A 16287-nucleotide genomic window follows, 5' to 3' on the forward strand; every position below is an offset into this window, starting at 1 on the left:
TTTGGTAATTGGCCTCCTAGCACTGGCGGTGGCGGTTCGAGCATTCACCATCGGCAATATCCTCGAAGCCATCGCGAGCCTTGTTTTAGGGGCGCTGTTCGTCGCCGCCGCATTCCTAGGGCGCTCCGGATCACCGAAGGCCTGAGCCGCACGCCGACCATCCGTTTCCGCTGCTTTTCACCTCACCCGATCGAGGAGGGAATCATGGAACACGTCTTCGAGGTCGTTGGGCTGCGCTCCTGGTACAACCGCTCCGACCCCGTCCTGACCGATGTCTCGCTGACACTCGATGCGGGCGAGGCGGTGGGGTTACTGGGCGTCAACGGCGCCGGAAAAACCACCATGCTCAAGGCGCTCTGCGACGCGCACCGGGGTTACGAGTTCCGGTCCATGCGGTACCGCGGACGCGCATGCAGACCGGATACGCCCGCATTCAAACAGCAGCGCTATTTCGCCTTAACCAACGACACCTCGTTCCCCACCTGGTCCTTGGACACCTTCATTCGCTTCCTGGACCGCGCCTATGGGCGGCGAGAACGCCCGCAGCTGCTCGACGAACTCATCGACGGCTTCAACTTCGGCGACTATCGGTCAACCCCATTCGGGCAACTGTCCAGCGGCACCCGAAAAAAGGCAGCGCTCATCGCCGCCTTCCAAACGCCGGCCGACATCTTGTTCCTCGACGAGCCGGTGGACTTCCTCGACTTCGCGGCAACGGAATATCTCTACCACTGCATAGTCGCTGCCGCCGAACGTGGGCAGGCGGTACTACTGAGCTCCCACATCGCCGAGTCCTTCACCCGATGCACCACCCGGCTCTACGTACTCTCCGCGGGCCGACTCAGCGGCCCCTTCGACACTCCTGGGGATTCCGATGCTGTCGCAGCCCTCGTCAACTAGCGCTCTGGCAGCTCGCGCCGTGGCGGGCGAGTTCCTCAGCAAACGGACCATATGGTCCAGCCTGATCCTGACGGCGGTCGCGGCGTGGGTTGGCATGCACCTGGGCGTCGTGGTCAACCTGCGGGTCACCTCCGCCGGGGTCTTCCTGGCCACGGCGGCAGCCATGTCATCAATCGCCTGGACCTGGGTCCACAGCGAGCGGTGGCCGGGCCTGACACGTTTCCCGATCGCCACCAAGGACCTGGCTCGCGCCGCCTACCTCATCGGTTCGCTGGTGGTGCTCCTTGAAGTCGTTCTACCCGTGATCGCGTTCATCTCCACGGCTCAAAGCATCACGTGGACCGATGCCATTACGGTGATTCTGCTCGCCCTCGGAATGGCGCCCCCGGTCCTCCTGCTCTGGAGCGGCCCCACGCGCCACCATCGCTTGGGAGCGCTCATCGCATTGGCGGCCGGGATCGTCCTTGGCATTGTCCTCAATCCGCTCATTGCGGCCGTGATGCTCGCCGTCGAGGGCACCGTCTGTTTCCTCCTCGGCTTCGAGATCGTGGATGACGCCGCACGAAGGCGAGGAGCCGGGCCGCGCGTCTCCAGCCTCGTACTCGGTGAGTTGGCGAGCTCCCGAATGACGCAGATCAACACCGCCGCGCTGGTTGCCTTCGGCTGGATGTTCAACGCAATGCTCCACAACCACGGTGCCGCGCTACCGCTCGGGGCCGTCATGGTGGTGCAAAACACCCCGCTCAACGCCTACTTCTCCCGGCATCCGAGCACCTGGCTCGTGGTCAAGACCTGTCCGCGTACGTGGCGCACGCTATGCGTTTACGCCCTCCAACTTGCGGCCCTGTACCTGGCCTGCGGAGCCGTCGCCGTCTTCGCTCCCGAGCCAACCCTCGCGCACTTCGGCAGCGACGTCGTCTTCGTGGTCACCGCGGCTTCATCCGCGGCCCTGGCCGCCGTCCTCATGGAATGGCGCTGGCCGCTGCTCGATTGGAAGTCCGAGCGCGAAGTAATCCGCCACCCGCGCAAGTACGTTCCCGCACTCGTCGCCTGCATACTCTCCACCGCATGCTGGGCGCTCACACGCTGAGCGGGTGCGGCCCCCGACGACGGCGGGACGCGCACACCCGCTCAGCTGCGTTAGTTCCGAATGCGACAGGCGTCAGCGAACGCGGATCCGGCTAAGATCACGGACGGCGCCGAGGTCGGCGCTGGTGGCGAGCATGCCGTAGGCGCGCAGTGCCTTGGACACGTGGCGGGGACGCGGGTTGTGCGGCGTCCACGCGTCCTCCCCGCGGGCCTCCTCCTCGGCGCGACGCCGGGCGATCTCCGCCTCGTCCACATCCAGCTCGATGGAGCGGTTGGGGATGTCGATGACGATGCGGTCGCCGGTGCGTACCAGTCCGATGAGCCCGCCCGCGGCGGCCTCCGGGGAGACGTGCCCGATGGACAGCCCGGAGGTGCCGCCGGAGAAGCGGCCGTCGGTGAGAAGCGCGCATTCCTTGCCCAGGTGCATGGACTTGATGTAGGTGGTCGGGTAGAGCATCTCCTGCATGCCCGGGCCGCCGCGAGGCCCCTCGTGGGAGATGATGACGACGTCCCCGGCCTTCACCTTGCCGCCGAGGATGCCGTCCACGGCCTCCTCCTGGGACTCGAAGACGACGGCGGGGCCGGAGAAGGTCAGGATCGAGGCATCCACCCCGGCGGTCTTGACGATGCAGCCCTTCTCCGCGACGTTTCCGAACAGGACGGCCAGGCCGCCGTCTGCGGAGTAGGCGTGGGCGATGTCGCGGATGGCGCCATTCTCCCGGTCCACGTCCAGGGCCTCCCACCGGGAGTTCTGGGAGAACATCTGGGTGGTGCGCACGCCCGCGGGGGCGGCCAGGTAGCGGGTGCGGATCGCCTCGTCGACACGGCTCGCCTGCGGGTCGCGCACGCCGTCCTCGCCGGGGCGGCCGATGTCGTACTGGTCGAGTTCGTCGGCCAGGGTGCCGCGCAGCACGGTACGGGTAGTGGTGTCGAGCAGACCACCGCGGTCGAGCTCTCCGAGAATGCCCATGATGCCGCCGGCGCGGTGGACGTCCTCCACGTGCACGAGGTTGGTCGAGGGGGCCACCTTGCACAGGTGGGGCACCTTGCGGGAGAGGCGGTCGATGTCGGCCATCTTGAAGTCGACCTCCGCCTCCTGGGCGGCGGCCAGCAGGTGCAGCACCGTGTTGGTGGACCCGCCCATGGCGATGTCCAGGCTCATGGCGTTCTCGAAGGCGGGCTTAGTGGCGATCGACCGCGGCAGGACGGAGGCGTCGTCGTCCTCGTAGTAGGCCTTGGCGATCTCCACGATCCGGCGGCCGGCCTCCTGGAACAGGACCTTGCGGTCCGCGTGGGTGGCGACGAGCGAGCCGTTGGTGGGCAGCGCCATGCCCAGGGCCTCGGTCAGGCAGTTCATGGAGTTGGCGGTGAACATGCCCGAGCAGGAGCCGCAGGTGGGGCAGGCCAGGCGCTCGATGGCGGAGATGGTCTCGTCGGGGACGGTGGGGTCGGCGGCGTCCATCATGGCGTCGATCAGGTCGAGCTTGCGGGTGGTGCCGTCGGCGGCGACCATCTTCCCGGACTCCATGGGCCCACCGGACACGAAGATCGTGGGGATGTTCAGGCGCAGCGAGGCCATGAGCATGCCGGGGGTGATCTTGTCGCAGTTGGAGATGCACACCAGGGCGTCGGCGCAGTGCGCATTCGCCATGTACTCCACGGAGTCGGCGATCAGCTCGCGGCTGGGCAGGGAGTAGAGCATGCCGTCGTGACCCATGGCGATGCCGTCGTCGACGGCGATCGTGTTGAACTCCTTGGCGATTCCGCCGGCGGCCTCCACCTGTTCGGCGACGACGCGTCCGACGTCCCGCAGGCCCACGTGCCCGGGGACGAACTCGGTGAAGGAGTTGGCGATGGCGATGATGGGCTTGCCGAAGTCCGAGTCCTTCACGCCGGTGGCGCGCCACAGGGCGCGGGCGCCGGCCATGTTGCGGCCGGTGGTGGAGGTAGCACTGCGATAGCGGGGCATGAGCGTCTCCTGGGATGCGGACGATTTTCGAATGGCCACAGCGTAGTGTCAGCAATGTCGACAGTCCGTGTGCGTTCACTCACCGGACTACCGTTTTCCCGCGGCACAGCGCCATTCCGCCGACGACGTCCCCACTCACCGGCAGGCGAGACGCCTCACATCTCCCCACCGAATTACGGCACACACTCCTCACGCCTCCCATCTCCTACCCCACCGCCGGGCCCGTCCCACCCGCCGGAGCCCATAACGACGCCCCCTTACACTCTTGAGCACCGGATCAACGGAGGCCGCATGACCATTCCGCGCAACGCCGTCGACATCGCCCGTGCCGTCAGCGCCGGGCGCATCACCGCCCGGGCCACGATCCAGGCCGCGCTGGAACGCATTGACGCACTGGACCCGGATCTCAACGCCTTCACCGTGGTGCGCCGCGAAGCCGCCCTGCGGGAGGCCGATGCCCTCGACCGGCGCATCGCGGCAGCCGGCCCGGGCGCAGCCGGACCGCTCGCCGGCGTGCCGGTGGCGGTCAAGGAGGAGTACGACGTCGCCGGGGAAGTCACCACACTTGGCGGCCGAGGCAATAGCAGTCCCGCCCGGGCGGACTGCGCCGTCGTCGGGCGCCTGCGGCAGGCGGGGGCGATCATCGTCGGGCGCACCAATATGCCCGAGTTCGGCCAGTTCCCGGTGGGAGAGTCCGCCCATCACGGCGACTGCCTGAACCCCTGGGACCCTGCACGCTCCCCCGGCGGCTCCTCTGCGGGCTCGGCGGTCGCCGTCGCCACCGGCGCGGTTCCGGTGGCCATGGGTTCCGACGGCGGGGGTTCGCTGCGCATTCCGGCCTCGGCCTGCGGGGTGCTGGGGCTGAAGCCGACACGCGGCCGGGTCAGTTCGGCGCCGTCGGCGGACCACTGGTTCGGACTGGCGGGCTTCGGGGCGCTCACGCGCACCGCCCACGACCTGGCCGTGGTCATGGACGTCATCAGCGGCAACGAGCCGGTGGACCGGTGGCGGCTCGATGCCCCTACCCGGCGGTTCGTTGACGCCGTGGACGCACCACCGCCCCGACTACGCATCCTCTTGGCAGCCAATGCGGTCATGCCCGGCGCGTGCTCGACGCCGCCCGTCGCTCAGGCCGTGGATGGCCTGGCTGCCCGCCTGCGAAAGCTGGACCATGACGTGCGCACGGCTAGGGTCGCCTGGCCGGTGCCGACCGCGCCGTTCCTGACGCTGTACTTCGCCGGCATGCACGTCGAGGCGCAGCAGGTTGAGCACCCGGACCGTCTGGAGTCGCGCACCAGGACCTCGGCGCGTCTGGGCGCGCTCATTCCGCAGCCGGTGGTGCGCGCGGCGCTGCGTCAGGCGAAGCGCGTGCGCGACGGCGTCGAGGCCGCCTTCGGAAGCGCGGACCTGTTGATGCTGCCCACCCTGCTCGACCTGCCCGGCGGCGCGCAGGACCTGCGCGGGCGCGGTTGGACGGCGGCCATGCTCGCCTCGACGCCGGTGGTGTCCAACACTGCGATATTCAACGTCTCGGGGCATCCGGCACTGTCCGTGCCGGCGGGGCTGTCCCAAGGACTGCCGGTGGGCACTCAGCTCGTGGCCCGCACCGGGCGCGAGGACCTACTGCTGGCGGTAGCAGCGCAGCTGCATACCCACTAGGCGGCAGCGACTCACTCCGGAGGACGCCGCCTCGTCCCCGCCAGCTACACCCCGTCCCCTGCTACGAGCTTTTGCCTTCTACTACGAACTTTTGCACCCTGGTGTACGCCTTTTTGCCGCACACCAGGGTACAAAAGTTCGTGTCGGGGGCGAAAGCTCGTACCAGAGCATGAACTCAGAGCACGAACTCGCGTCTCCGACCGAGTAGATAAGCGCTCCCGGAGCGGACCGCCGCGGCGGTCACCCGCCCGGGCGTCCGCGTCACATGGTGCCGAGGATCTCCGTGACGAACACCAGGGTGTCGCCGCCCTTGATACCGGCCTGCGGCACGCCACGCGAACCGTAACCGAGCTCGGAGGGGATGGACAGGATCACGCGGCTGCCGACTCGCTGGCCGACCAGCCCGTCGTCCCAACCGCGGATGACCATGCCGACCCCGACCTGGAAGTTGAGCGGCTGGCCGCGGTCGTAGGAGTTGTCGAAGACGCGCCCGTTCCAGACCTGGCCCAGGTAGTGGCACACGACGGTGTCGCCGGCCTCGATTACGGCGCCGTCACCGGCGTCGAGCACCTGCACCTGCAGGCCCTCGGGGGCATCCGGCCCGGGGAAGGTCAAGGTCGGCTTGGCGCCCTTGGCGCCGGAAACGGTGGGCATGTTGCTGTTGATCATGCGGGCCAGGCTACGGCAGGGGGCGCCGCCGCGCCCAGTTCGCCGCACGGCCCGACGGCGTCGTCTGCCCCACTCAGAACGCGACGGTGCCCGCGGCGCCGGAGAGACCGGACCGCGGGCACCGTCGTCGGCGTCGAGGCGTCAGTTGTCGCGCAGTATGGCGAGAATGCGCAGGAACTCCACGTACAGCCACACCAGGGTGACGGTCAGGCCGAAGGCGCCGGACCAGGCGTACCGGGTGGGCAGGCCGCGCTCCACCCCGCGCTGAATGGACTCGAAGTCCATGGTTAGGCTGGCGGCCGCCATGACTACGGCGAGCACGCCGACGACCAGGCCCAGCGGAATGCCGAAGATGGTGGCGCCGCGCAGGCCCCACGGGTTGGAGGCGAAGCCCGTGAGCATGAGCACGAAGTTGATCACGCTGAAGATCAGGTAGCCGCCCATGGCGGTCAGCAGGATGCGCTGCGCCTTGGGTGCCAGGCGGAAGCCGGCGAACTTGTATGCCGCCAGCACCACGCCGAAGGTCGCCACCGAGGCAAGAACCGCCTGCAGGACGATGCCGTCGTAACGCGCTTCCAGCACGCCGGAGAACGCGCCGAGCATGGCGCCCTCGCAGACGGCGTAGGCCATGATCAGTGCCGGGCTGGGCTCGCGCTTGGCGGAGTTGACCAGGCCCAGCACCAGGGCACCGATCGCGCCGCCAATCATGGCCAGCAGGCCGATCCCCGCCGTGGCCTCGGTGGTGGCCAGCATCCAGCTGACGGCGCCGACGGCGAGGATCACCGCGAAGATGCCGAAGGTGCGCACAATGACGTCGTCGTAGGTCATGCGGCCGCGGTCCACGTTGGTGGCCGACGGCGCGCCGTACTGGGCCTCCAGGCCGGAGAGCTGCTGCGGGGAGACGCTGCCGTAGGCGGGCGCCTGGCTGTACTGGCCGCCGGTCTGATAGCCGTAGGCGGGCGCCTGGCCGTACGGCTGAGTGGCCTGCGGGCCGGCCTGGCCGGGCTGGTATCCCGGCATGGTCGGATAGCCGTTGGGAGTGCGCTGCTGCACGGACGACGCCGAGCCGGCGCTCCCGTCGAATACGGGGCTGCGGGAGAAGTACGGGTTGCTCATCGCGTGCAGTATCGCCGATATTCCTGAAGAAGCCCTGAATGCGGTCAGCCGCCGGCTCCACCAGGAGTTCAAGGCTCCGGTCACCCGGCATATCTACCGGCCCCGCCGGTGACGTCACCCGGCCTCGGTGAGGTTCCTCCTCCAGGAGGACCCCGCTCCTCCGGCGTGCCCAGGACGGCGCGGCGACTAATCGCCAGCCGGGCCGATGAAGGCGCCCGGGACACTTCCTAGCCTGGTGGTGTTCGGACGCAGGCCGGTAAACATCCGGCCGCAGCCGCCGCGCAAATGCGCGAACACGCAAACTGCGCCACCCCGCCCCGAAAAGAGTTGATTCCGTTGATCGAAGCTGTCGATCTCACCAAGCGCTACGGCTCCAAGACCGCCGTCGACCACATCTCCTTCACGATCGAGCCCGGCACCGTCACCGGCTTCCTCGGCCCCAACGGCGCCGGCAAGTCCACCACCATGCGCCTGATCATGGGCCTGGACAAGCCCACCGAGGGCACCGTGAAGGTCAACGGCCACTTCTACCAGGACCTGCGCGCACCCCTATGCCAGGTCGGCGCCCTCCTGGACGCCAAGGGCCTGCACGGCTCGCGCAGCGCCCGCGCCCACCTGACCCAGTTGGCGGTCTCCAACGGCATCCCCACCCGCCGCGTCGACGAGGTTCTGGACCTGACCGGCCTGACCCCGGTGGCCAAGAAGCGCGTCAAAGGCTTCAGCCTGGGCATGGGCCAGCGCCTGGGCATTGCCGCCGCACTCCTGGGTGATCCACAGGTGCTCATCTTCGACGAGCCCGTCAACGGCCTGGATCCCGAGGGCGTGAAGTGGGTGCGCGAGACCTGCCGCCACCTGGCCGACCAGGGCCGCACCGTCTTCATCTCCTCCCACCTGATGAGCGAGATGGCGCAGACCGCCGACCACCTGCTGGTCATCGGCCGCGGCCGCATCCTCACCTCCGGCCCCGTGGACGAGGTGATCGCCTCCGCCACCAACGACGTCGTCCGCGTCGCCTCGCCGCAGACAGCCGACCTCGCCGCCGCCCTGAACACCGCCGGCATCGACACCAAGGCTCCCGAGCCCGGCGTCCTGACCACCACGATGGCACCCGCCGCCCGGGTGGGAGAGATCGCCGCCGCACACGGCATCGTCCTGCACGAGCTGGCCACCCAGCACGCCTCCCTGGAGGAGGCCTACCTGGAGTTGACCGGCAACGACGTCGAATACACCGCCGGCTCGGCCCCGGCGCCGCTCCCCGCGGCCGCCGCCCGAGCCTGACCGTCGGCCCCGACGCCGCTCGCCGCGCGCCGTCCCGCCGCACCCCACAAGCCACATCGACACACGAAAGCATCCACATGTCCACCTCCACCGTTTCCGAAACCGTCTCCCCTGGCCGGGAGCAGACCGACGCCGCTCCCACCAACGTCGCCCGCACCCGTGACGACCACCCCGCCCGCCGCAGCGACGCCCGCCCGACCGCCGCGCCCTCCGGCTGCCGCCAAACCTTCGGCCGGGCGGTGCGGGCCGAGTGGGTCAAGGTCCGCTCCCTGCGCTCCACCTGGATAACCTCGAGCATCGCCGTTGGCATCACCGTGCTGCTCAGCGCGGCCATCTCCATCGGCTACGCCGGCAGCTCCGAGCTCGCCGACCAGGCCGCCGACGCGGTCATCTCCGGTAACCAGTTCGGCCAGATCGTGGTGGCCGTGCTGGGGGCGCTCGTCATCACCGGTGAGTACTCCTCCGGCCAGATCCGCTCCTCGCTGGCGGCGGTTCCCCACCGGGGACGGCTGCTGGCCGCCAAGGCCCTCGTGGTCGGAGTGCTGGGCTTCCTCATCGGTGCCGTATCCACGCTGGTGACCTGGGCGGTATCTGCGCCCTTCATGAACGGACACGCCGGCTCACTGGCCGACCCCGAGTACCTGGGCTTCGTATGGGGCACCGGCCTGTCCTTCGCCGGGATCGCACTGATGGCCCTGGGACTCGGCTTCCAGCTGCGCTCCACGGCGGGGGCGATCACCCTGGCGCTGACCCTCCTGTTCATCATCGACCTGCCGCTGTCGCTGATGGCCCTCAAATGGGACTGGGCCGCCACCCTCGAGGGGTTCGAGCCGCTGCAGACGGCAATGGCCGTTTACGACCCGTTCCACCACATGGTGACCTGGGGGCAGGCCGACTCCATGTACTTCCTCCAGCAGTGGCAGGCGGCCCTCGTCTTCGGCGCCTGGGCGATCGTGCCGCTGCTGGCCGGCTGGGTGTTGTTCGCCCGCCGCGACGCCTGAACCGCACCCGTGCCCCGGCGGCAACTTGCCGCCGGGGCACAATTAGCCCATGAGCAGAGGGGAGCCCACGCGATGAGCACGCCGTCAAGCGCCGGCCGGGTGCTGCGTTGGCAAGCCGCGCACCCCTACCTCGCCGACGCCGCCATCGCGGTGGTGGTGCTGGTCCTCAACGTCTTCATGGGGCTGTGGCCGCTGCGGCAGGCGCAGATCCCGTCGCTGCACTCCTGGCTGCCGCTGACACTGGCCACCTGCCTGGTGTGCGCGCTGGCCCTGGTCTTCCGCCGCCGCCACCTGACCGTCAGCTGGGCGGTGCTGACCTTCCTGCCGCTCGCCCACGAGGCGGTGGTCGCCCGCGGTTTTCCCGACATGGGGGTGGCCGAGATCGGCTATGCGGCCGACGCGCTGCGCGCCTTCACCCTGCTGGGTCTGCCCTTCACCCTGGCCACCCTGGCCCTGCACCACCGGGCCGCCTGGGTGTGGGCGGCCTGCGCCGTCTCCACACTGACCACCGTGTTCGGCCAGGCCGCGCTCGGCGGTTACGCGGTCGACACCCTCGGCGGGCTGCTCATGCCCTACGGACTGACCAACATCATCGGGGTGCTGGTAGGGGTGGTGATCCGCGCCCAGGAGACCCAGCTGCACGAGGCGGAGCTGCGCTCATCGCGCCTCATACTGGCCCGCGAGCAGGAGGCTGCGCTGGCCGCCGCCAACGAGCGCTCCCGCATCGCCCGCGAGATGCACGACGTCGTCGCCCACTCCCTCGCGGTCATGATCACCCTGGCCGACGGCGCGGCCACCGCCATCGACCGCAACCCCGCCATGGCCAAAGAGGCCCTCACCACACTGGCGGAGACCGGCCGCTCCGCCCTGGCCGACACGCGCCGACTGGTGGGGGTGCTGCGCGAGGACCCCGTCGCCTCCCCCGCTGCCCGGGACGACGCCGACACTCGCCCGGTACCAGCGGCCCGCCGCGCGCCCGCAGAGTCGACCGGGGCGGGTACCTCCACCACCGCCCGCGAAAGCGCCGTCGTCGAGCCGCCCGCGGCCGCGGGCACCACCGTGCGCGAGCTGCCGGTTCCCGAGTTCGCCCCGCCCGGCACCGTCGCCCCGGTCGAGCCCAGCCAGCCGATCGCCGACCTGCGTCGGCAGGCCACCGACGTGGACGCCGACGCCTCCCGCGGTCAGACGCCACTCGCCCCCGCCCCCGAGCAGGCCGACCTGGAGGTACTCGTCGAGCGCTTCCGCACCGCGGGCGTACCCGTCACCTACCGGTGGACCGGCCGCAGGCTGCCCGCGGATAAGGGTCTGCAGCTCACCCTGTTCCGCATCGCCCAGGAGGCGCTGACCAACGTGCTGCGCTATGCGCCCACCACGCGCTCGGTCGCCGTCGCCGTCGACCGGCACGCCGGCACCGCCGTCCTCACGATCGACAACGACGCCGCCCCGGGCTCGACGCCGCTGCACGGTTCCGGCAAGGGGCTGATCGGCATGCGCGAGCGGGCCGCCGTCTATGGTGGCACTGTGCAGGCGGGGCCGACCCCGACCGGCTGGCGTGTGCGGGCCGTCCTGCACTGGGATGAGAGCCTGGAAGACAACGACGAAGGGACAGCGCCGTGGCAGATGCCGCAGTGAACGACGCAGCCGACCCGACCGCAGGCGCCGGGGCGGTGCCGCCCGGGCAGGCGGACTCCGCCCGCCGGCAGCGGCCCATCACGGTGGTGCTGGCCGACGACCAGGCGCTTATGCGCATGGGCTTCCGCATGGTGCTCGACCCCGCCGAGGACATCGAGATCGTCGGGGAGGCCTCCGACGGCGCCACCGCCCTGGCACAGGCACGCGCCCTGAAGCCCGATGTGATCCTCATGGACGTGCGCATGCCCGGTATGAACGGCATCGACGCGACCGCCGCGATCACCGCGCAGTGCCCGGACACCAAGATCCTCATCCTGACCACCTTCGACCTGGACGAGTACGCCTTCGCGGGCCTGCGCGCCGGGGCGAGCGGCTTCCTGCTCAAGGACACGCGGCCGGGCGAGTTGGCGGAGGCGATCCGCACGGTCGCCAGCGGTGAGGCCGTGGTCAGCCCGCGCATCACCCGGCGCATGCTGGAGCTGTTCGCCTCGCACCTGCCCGAGGACGGCGCGCGCGCGCGGGAGGATCCGCGCATCGCCGCCCTCACGCCGCGCGAGCGTGAGATCCTGATGCTGATGGCGCAGGGGCTGAGCAACTCCGAGATCGCCGACCATCTGGTCGTCTCGGCGACCACGGTCAAGACGCACGTCGGTAACGTGCTGGCCAAGCTGGACGTGCGCGACCGGGTGCAGGCGGTGGTGGTGGCCTACGAGACCGGCCTCATGCGCCCCGATCACCAGTAGTCCCCGGCACCACCGCGCCCTCCCGCCCTCTTCGCCGAGGTCGGTCGATCTTACGCGCCGAGGTCGGTAGATATGGCGTTTCGACGTCGGCGGGCGGCTCAGGCCGTATGCAGCCGCTGTTGTGCAGCGGTGAAGCCGTCTACCGCCACCTGTTCGACGACGTCGGCCGCCTGTTCCAGGGTGACGGCCAGCTCCGCCCGTTCCCGCCCGGGGAAGTCGCTGAGCACGAAGTCGGCGGGGTCCTGCCGCCCGGGGGGCCGTCCCACGCCGACGCGCAGCCGTGCGTAGTCCCGGGTGCCGAGCGCCTGGGAGATGGAGCGCAGGCCGTTGTGCCCGCCCTCGCCGCCGCCGCGCTTGAGTCGCAAGGTGTGCGCGGGCAGGTCGAGGTCATCATGGATGACCAGCAGGTGCGAGGCCGGGTCGACATCGTAGAAGCGGGCCAGCGCCTTGACCGGTCCGCCGGACTCGTTCATGTAGCCGGTGGTGCAGGCAAGAATGACGCGCGGTCCGGGGGCGCCGCCGGGTAGGACGCCCAGACGCACGTCGGCGACCCGGGTGTGGGTCTTGTGGCTGGAAAGGCGGGACCCGGCGCGCCCGGCCAGCACGTCGATGACCATTTGTCCGACGTTGTGGCGGTTGTGGGCGTACCGGGTCCCGGGGTTCCCCAGCCCGACGACGAGCCAAGGGGAGTTCATGAGCGTATGGCTGCGACGGCGAGCGTCACTCGGCCTCGGCGGGGGCCGCGCCCTCGGCAGCCTCGGCCGGGGTCTCCTCCTCGGCGACCGCGACGGCCTCCAGGGAGACGTTGACGACGTCGGCGTCGGCCTCGGTGATCGCCTCAACGCCATCGGGCAGAGTCAGGTCGGACACGCGGACGGCGGTGCCGGCCTCGACACCGGTGAGGTCGACGTCGATGGACTCCGGGATGGCGATGGCCGGGGCGGAGACGAGCACGTGGGCCAGCTCGATGATGTGGATGGTGCCGGGCTCGGGCTCGCCGGTCACGACGACGGGCACCTCGACCTCGACCTTCTCGTTGCGGTTGACCAGCAGGAAGTCAATGTGCTGCACGCCCGGGCGGATGGGGTGGCGCTGGACGTCCTTGGCGAGCGCCAACAGGGACTCACCGTCGACGTTCAGCTCGATCAGTGCGTTCTCGTTGCCGCGCAGGGCCAGGCGGGTGGCGTGCTCCTCCAGCAGCAGGTGGCGGGGCTCGGTGCCGTGCCCGTAGACGACGGCGGGTACCTGGCCGGCGCGGCGGGCGCGGCGGGAGGAACCCTTGCCGAACTCGGTGCGGTCGGTGGCGTCAAGCTTGATGGCGTTGGCGGGCATGCGTTCTCCTCGGTTGTGGCGGGGAGCGTGCCCCGCGGTTCGGTGGTCCGGCGGGCACGACGACGCGCAGCACCTTCCGGCACCACCACGTCGATCACGGATGCGCTGGGCGCATCCCTCGCCGGGGCAATGCCGCCACTCTACGCGATTACGGTGCTTCCCGACGACGCCGCCAACGGTGACCCGCCCCACGGCCCGGGCGCTGATCGATCACACGCGTAATACCGATCGACCTCGGCACGTAAGATCAACCGACCTCGGCGAATGGAGACATCAGGAGTGCAGCAGCGCCAGGGCCTCCCGCACCCGAGCCACGGGCAGTTGGCCGGGCGCGGAAGCCGCCGATCCCGCGGTCGCGAAGGTGAGCGCCGAACCGAACACCCCGCCCGCAAGCCGGGTCAGGACGCCCGCCTCCCCCATGGCGATCGCCACCACCGGGATGTCCAGCTCCCCGCGGGCGCGCGCCGCCACGCCCACGAGCCGCTCCACATCCGCCGGATCCGCCGGGGTGACGGCGAGCTTGGCGACCGCGGCGCCCGCGTCCTGCATGGCGTGCAGACGGCGCAGCATTTCGACGTCGTCCGGCGTGGCGGCGAAGTCGTGGCTGGAGGCGACCACGTCGAGCCCCGCCCGGCGCGCCAGCCGCACCAGCCGTGGCAGGTCGCCGCGGGCCAGTTCGACGTCGACCGCGGCAGCGGCACCGCGTTCCCGGCCGACCCGCTCAATCGCGTCCGCGAGCGCGGCCCGGTAGGTGACGTCGTCGACGTCGAGCCCGCCGCCCTCCGCGGCTGTGCGTACGGTCAGCAGCACCGGCATGTCCGAACCGCACAGTTCCGCCCCCACCGCGCGGGCGGCCGCCAACCACAGTCCCGCAAGCTCCTGCGGCGCCCACCGCGCCGGCATGGTCGTGGCGGCGCGCGCACGCCCGGTCGCCGCAGCCGCCTCCGGCGCGGTCAGCAAGTCGGCGCGCAGCTCAACCAGGTCCGCCCCGGCCCGGCGGGCCGCCCGGGCCTGCTCGGCGCAGGCGGCGGCGTCGGCACCGGTGGTGGCGACCGCGACCATGGGCACCGGCCCGCCCAACGTCGCCCGCCGCCAGGTGGCCGGTCGTGCGCACGCCGGTGAGCCCGGCACCGCGATCCCGTTCTCCTCCAGGCGGGCGCGCAGGTCCTGCACCTCCCGGAGTACTGCCCGTCGGTCTGCGGGGACGCCCGCCGACGACGAGTCCTCGGGGACTTCCGTTGAGTCGGTCCCGGCCGCGGGCTTGGCTGCCCGTATGCCGTCCGTGTTCATGCCTGCGCTCCCGCGGGAAGGAGCGAGATGGCAATGCCGTCCAGGATGTCGGACAGGCTGGTGACGGCGGTGGTCAGCGGATGCCCGGCGGCGGCAGTGTCGGCGGCGACCCGGCTCACCACCTCGCTCCACACCAGCGCCCCGGCGGCGATGACGTCGCGGCGGCCGGGCAGCAGGTACCCCCAGGACTCCCGCTGCGCGGCGGTGGAGTGCACGATCGCGTCGCAGGATGCCAGCACCCGCGCGATGCTCAGCTCGGCCCCGTCGATGGCGTCACGGTCGAAGGCGTCCAGGCCGAGGGCGTGGGCGGTGACGGTGGAGATGGTGCCGGCGAGCCCGACCAGCCGGGTGGCGGCGCCCAGGTCGACGGCGTCGGCGGCCCGGTCCAGTAGGGCGCGCACCTCCGCGCGGGCGGCCTGCTCCGCGGCGGGGGTGACGCCGTCGGCCAGGTAGCGCTCGGTGATGCGCACCGAGCCGGTGTTCATCGAGTAGGCGGCCTGCGGGGCGTCCACGCCCAGGACCAGCTCGGTGGAGCCACCACCCAAATCGACGACGAGGCGGGGACCGTGTGTAGCCTCGTTCCGCTGCTTGGCGGGCTCTTGCCCGGCCCGGTCGGCCTCGGCGGGCCCGGCCGCCGGCGCACCGTCGTCGTCAGCCCCGAGTAGTGAGCCGGCGAAGGACAGGCGGGCCTCCTCCTCGCCGGAGACGACCTCGGGGACGATGCCCAGCGCGGCGCGCACCCCGTCGACGAACTCGTCACGGTTCTCGGCGTCGCGCGTGGCGGAGGTGGCGACGAAGCGCGCGTGCTCGGCGTTCAGCGGCACGTCCAGGCCGGCGCAGGTGGCGGCGTACTCGCGTACCACCGCCAGGGTGCGGGCCAGGGCCTCGGGGTCGAGGCGCCCGGTACGGTCCACGCCCTGTCCCAGGCGGACGATGGTGCTGGAGCGGTGCAGGGGGCGCAGGCGGACGGCGCCGGCGCGCTCGTCCCGGACGGCGTCGGCGACCAGCAGCCGGATGGTGTTGGTGCCGCAATCAATGGCGGCGACGCGGGTCATGTGTGGCTCCCCCTCGGATGGCTGTGCCGGCGGCTTCAGCGGTAACTCTACGGCGGCGGTCGGCGCTCAGCAGGAGCAGCGTTCGGGGTCCCACAGGCCCCGCTCGCGCAGTGCGTCCAGGGTGAGGTCGCCGATGGGGTTGACGCCCCGGCCAACCGCGAGCGTGTGCGCGAGCAGCGCGTGCAGGCACTTGACCCGGTTGGGCATGCCGCCGGCCGATACCCCGGTGATCTCCTCGGGGCTGCCCAGTTCGGCGCGGCGAGCCAGGTAGTCGTTGTGAGCGGCCGCGTAAGCGGCGGCCAGATCGGGTTCGGCGGCCAGGCGCCGGTTGAACTCCTCCATGAGGTGCTCCGCCTCGAGGGTGGAGCAGCCGCGCACCGCCGCCGGATGGGTCAGGTAGTACATGGTGGGGAAGGGCGAGCCGTCGGGCAGGCGCGGCGCGGTGCGCACCACCGTCGGTCGGCCGCACACGCAGCGGGCGGCCACGTCGACGACACCGCGCGGTGTACGCCCCAGCTGCATACGCAGGGTCTCCAGGTCGGCTTCGCTCACGG

Annotated in this window: 15 protein-coding genes; 7 read left to right on the forward strand and 8 right to left on the reverse strand. The window is 70.8% G+C overall.

Features of this window, described 5'->3' with window-relative positions; translation table 11 throughout:
* Window positions 1–204 precede the first annotated feature (204 nt).
* On the forward strand, window positions 205–900 hold the full coding sequence (locus C3B71_RS12145) for an ABC transporter ATP-binding protein (RefSeq protein WP_108968370.1): 696 nt from the start codon (window positions 205–207) through the stop codon (window positions 898–900).
* Window positions 875–1990: a hypothetical protein gene (locus tag C3B71_RS12150; RefSeq protein ID WP_146752326.1), complete on the forward strand. Its 1116-nt coding sequence runs from the start codon at window positions 875–877 to the stop codon at window positions 1988–1990. Before C3B71_RS12145 ends, C3B71_RS12150 begins: the two co-directional genes overlap by 26 nt.
* 72 nt (window positions 1991–2062) lie before the next feature.
* Here the strand turns inward: C3B71_RS12150 and ilvD are convergent, their stop codons facing one another.
* Window positions 2063–3958: a dihydroxy-acid dehydratase gene (gene ilvD / locus C3B71_RS12155; RefSeq protein ID WP_108968374.1), complete on the reverse strand. Its 1896-nt coding sequence runs from the start codon at window positions 3956–3958 to the stop codon at window positions 2063–2065.
* A gap of 291 nt (window positions 3959–4249) precedes the next feature.
* Between ilvD and C3B71_RS12160 the strand changes: the two genes are divergently transcribed.
* Window positions 4250–5617 carry an amidase gene (locus tag C3B71_RS12160; RefSeq protein WP_159097689.1) on the forward strand — a complete coding sequence of 456 codons (1368 nt, stop codon included), beginning with the start codon at window positions 4250–4252 and terminating at the stop codon, window positions 5615–5617.
* A gap of 261 nt (window positions 5618–5878) precedes the next feature.
* On the opposite strand, the gene C3B71_RS12165 is transcribed toward C3B71_RS12160, so the two are convergent.
* Entirely contained in the window at window positions 5879–6286 is a 408-nt protein-coding gene (locus C3B71_RS12165; protein ID WP_073328349.1) for an FKBP-type peptidyl-prolyl cis-trans isomerase, read from the reverse strand.
* A 141-nt stretch (window positions 6287–6427) separates the two neighbouring features.
* A complete protein-coding gene (locus C3B71_RS12170; protein WP_108968378.1) occupies window positions 6428–7402 on the reverse strand; it encodes a Bax inhibitor-1/YccA family protein in 975 nt (324 codons plus the stop codon).
* A 336-nt stretch (window positions 7403–7738) separates the two neighbouring features.
* Here C3B71_RS12170 and C3B71_RS12175 point away from each other — a divergent pair, with 336 nt between their 5' ends.
* The 4 genes from C3B71_RS12175 (at window position 7739) to C3B71_RS12190 (ending at window position 12056) form a co-directional block, all read left to right on the forward strand.
* Complete coding sequence (locus C3B71_RS12175) at window positions 7739–8680, forward strand: ABC transporter ATP-binding protein (RefSeq protein ID WP_108968380.1); 942 nt, start codon at window positions 7739–7741, stop codon at window positions 8678–8680.
* A 77-nt stretch (window positions 8681–8757) separates the two neighbouring features.
* Entirely contained in the window at window positions 8758–9681 is a 924-nt protein-coding gene (locus C3B71_RS12180; RefSeq protein WP_108968382.1) for an ABC transporter permease subunit, read from the forward strand.
* Between the two features lie 72 nt (window positions 9682–9753).
* Window positions 9754–11313 (forward strand): sensor histidine kinase, encoded by a 1560-nt coding sequence (locus C3B71_RS12185; RefSeq protein WP_108968384.1) that lies wholly within the window; start codon window positions 9754–9756, stop codon window positions 11311–11313.
* On the forward strand, window positions 11295–12056 hold the full coding sequence (locus C3B71_RS12190; RefSeq protein ID WP_396027125.1) for a response regulator: 762 nt from the start codon (window positions 11295–11297) through the stop codon (window positions 12054–12056). The genes C3B71_RS12185 and C3B71_RS12190 overlap by 19 nt, the downstream gene beginning before the upstream one ends.
* Before the next feature lie 98 nt (window positions 12057–12154).
* Here C3B71_RS12190 and pth read toward each other — a convergent pair whose 3' ends face one another.
* The 5 genes from pth to C3B71_RS12215 form a co-directional block, all read right to left on the reverse strand.
* Complete coding sequence (gene pth, locus C3B71_RS12195; RefSeq protein ID WP_073328339.1) at window positions 12155–12751, reverse strand: aminoacyl-tRNA hydrolase; 597 nt, start codon at window positions 12749–12751, stop codon at window positions 12155–12157.
* A gap of 25 nt (window positions 12752–12776) precedes the next feature.
* The gene (locus tag C3B71_RS12200; protein ID WP_108968386.1) at window positions 12777–13388 is read right to left on the reverse strand and encodes a 50S ribosomal protein L25/general stress protein Ctc; all 612 of its coding nucleotides are present in this window, start codon (window positions 13386–13388) and stop codon (window positions 12777–12779) included.
* A gap of 273 nt (window positions 13389–13661) precedes the next feature.
* On the reverse strand, window positions 13662–14678 hold the full coding sequence (locus C3B71_RS12205; RefSeq protein ID WP_108968388.1) for a type I 3-dehydroquinate dehydratase: 1017 nt from the start codon (window positions 14676–14678) through the stop codon (window positions 13662–13664).
* On the reverse strand, window positions 14675–15733 hold the full coding sequence (locus C3B71_RS12210) for a Ppx/GppA phosphatase family protein (RefSeq protein WP_108968390.1): 1059 nt from the start codon (window positions 15731–15733) through the stop codon (window positions 14675–14677). Before C3B71_RS12210 ends, C3B71_RS12205 begins: the two co-directional genes overlap by 4 nt.
* A 66-nt stretch (window positions 15734–15799) precedes the next feature.
* Window positions 15800–16255: a DUF501 domain-containing protein gene (locus tag C3B71_RS12215; protein ID WP_108969906.1), complete on the reverse strand. Its 456-nt coding sequence runs from the start codon at window positions 16253–16255 to the stop codon at window positions 15800–15802.
* Window positions 16256–16287 lie beyond the last annotated feature (32 nt).

It is taken from the genome of Actinomyces sp. Z16, from assembly GCF_003111765.1.
Lineage (GTDB): Bacteria > Actinomycetota > Actinomycetes > Actinomycetales > Actinomycetaceae > Actinomyces > Actinomyces glycerinitolerans.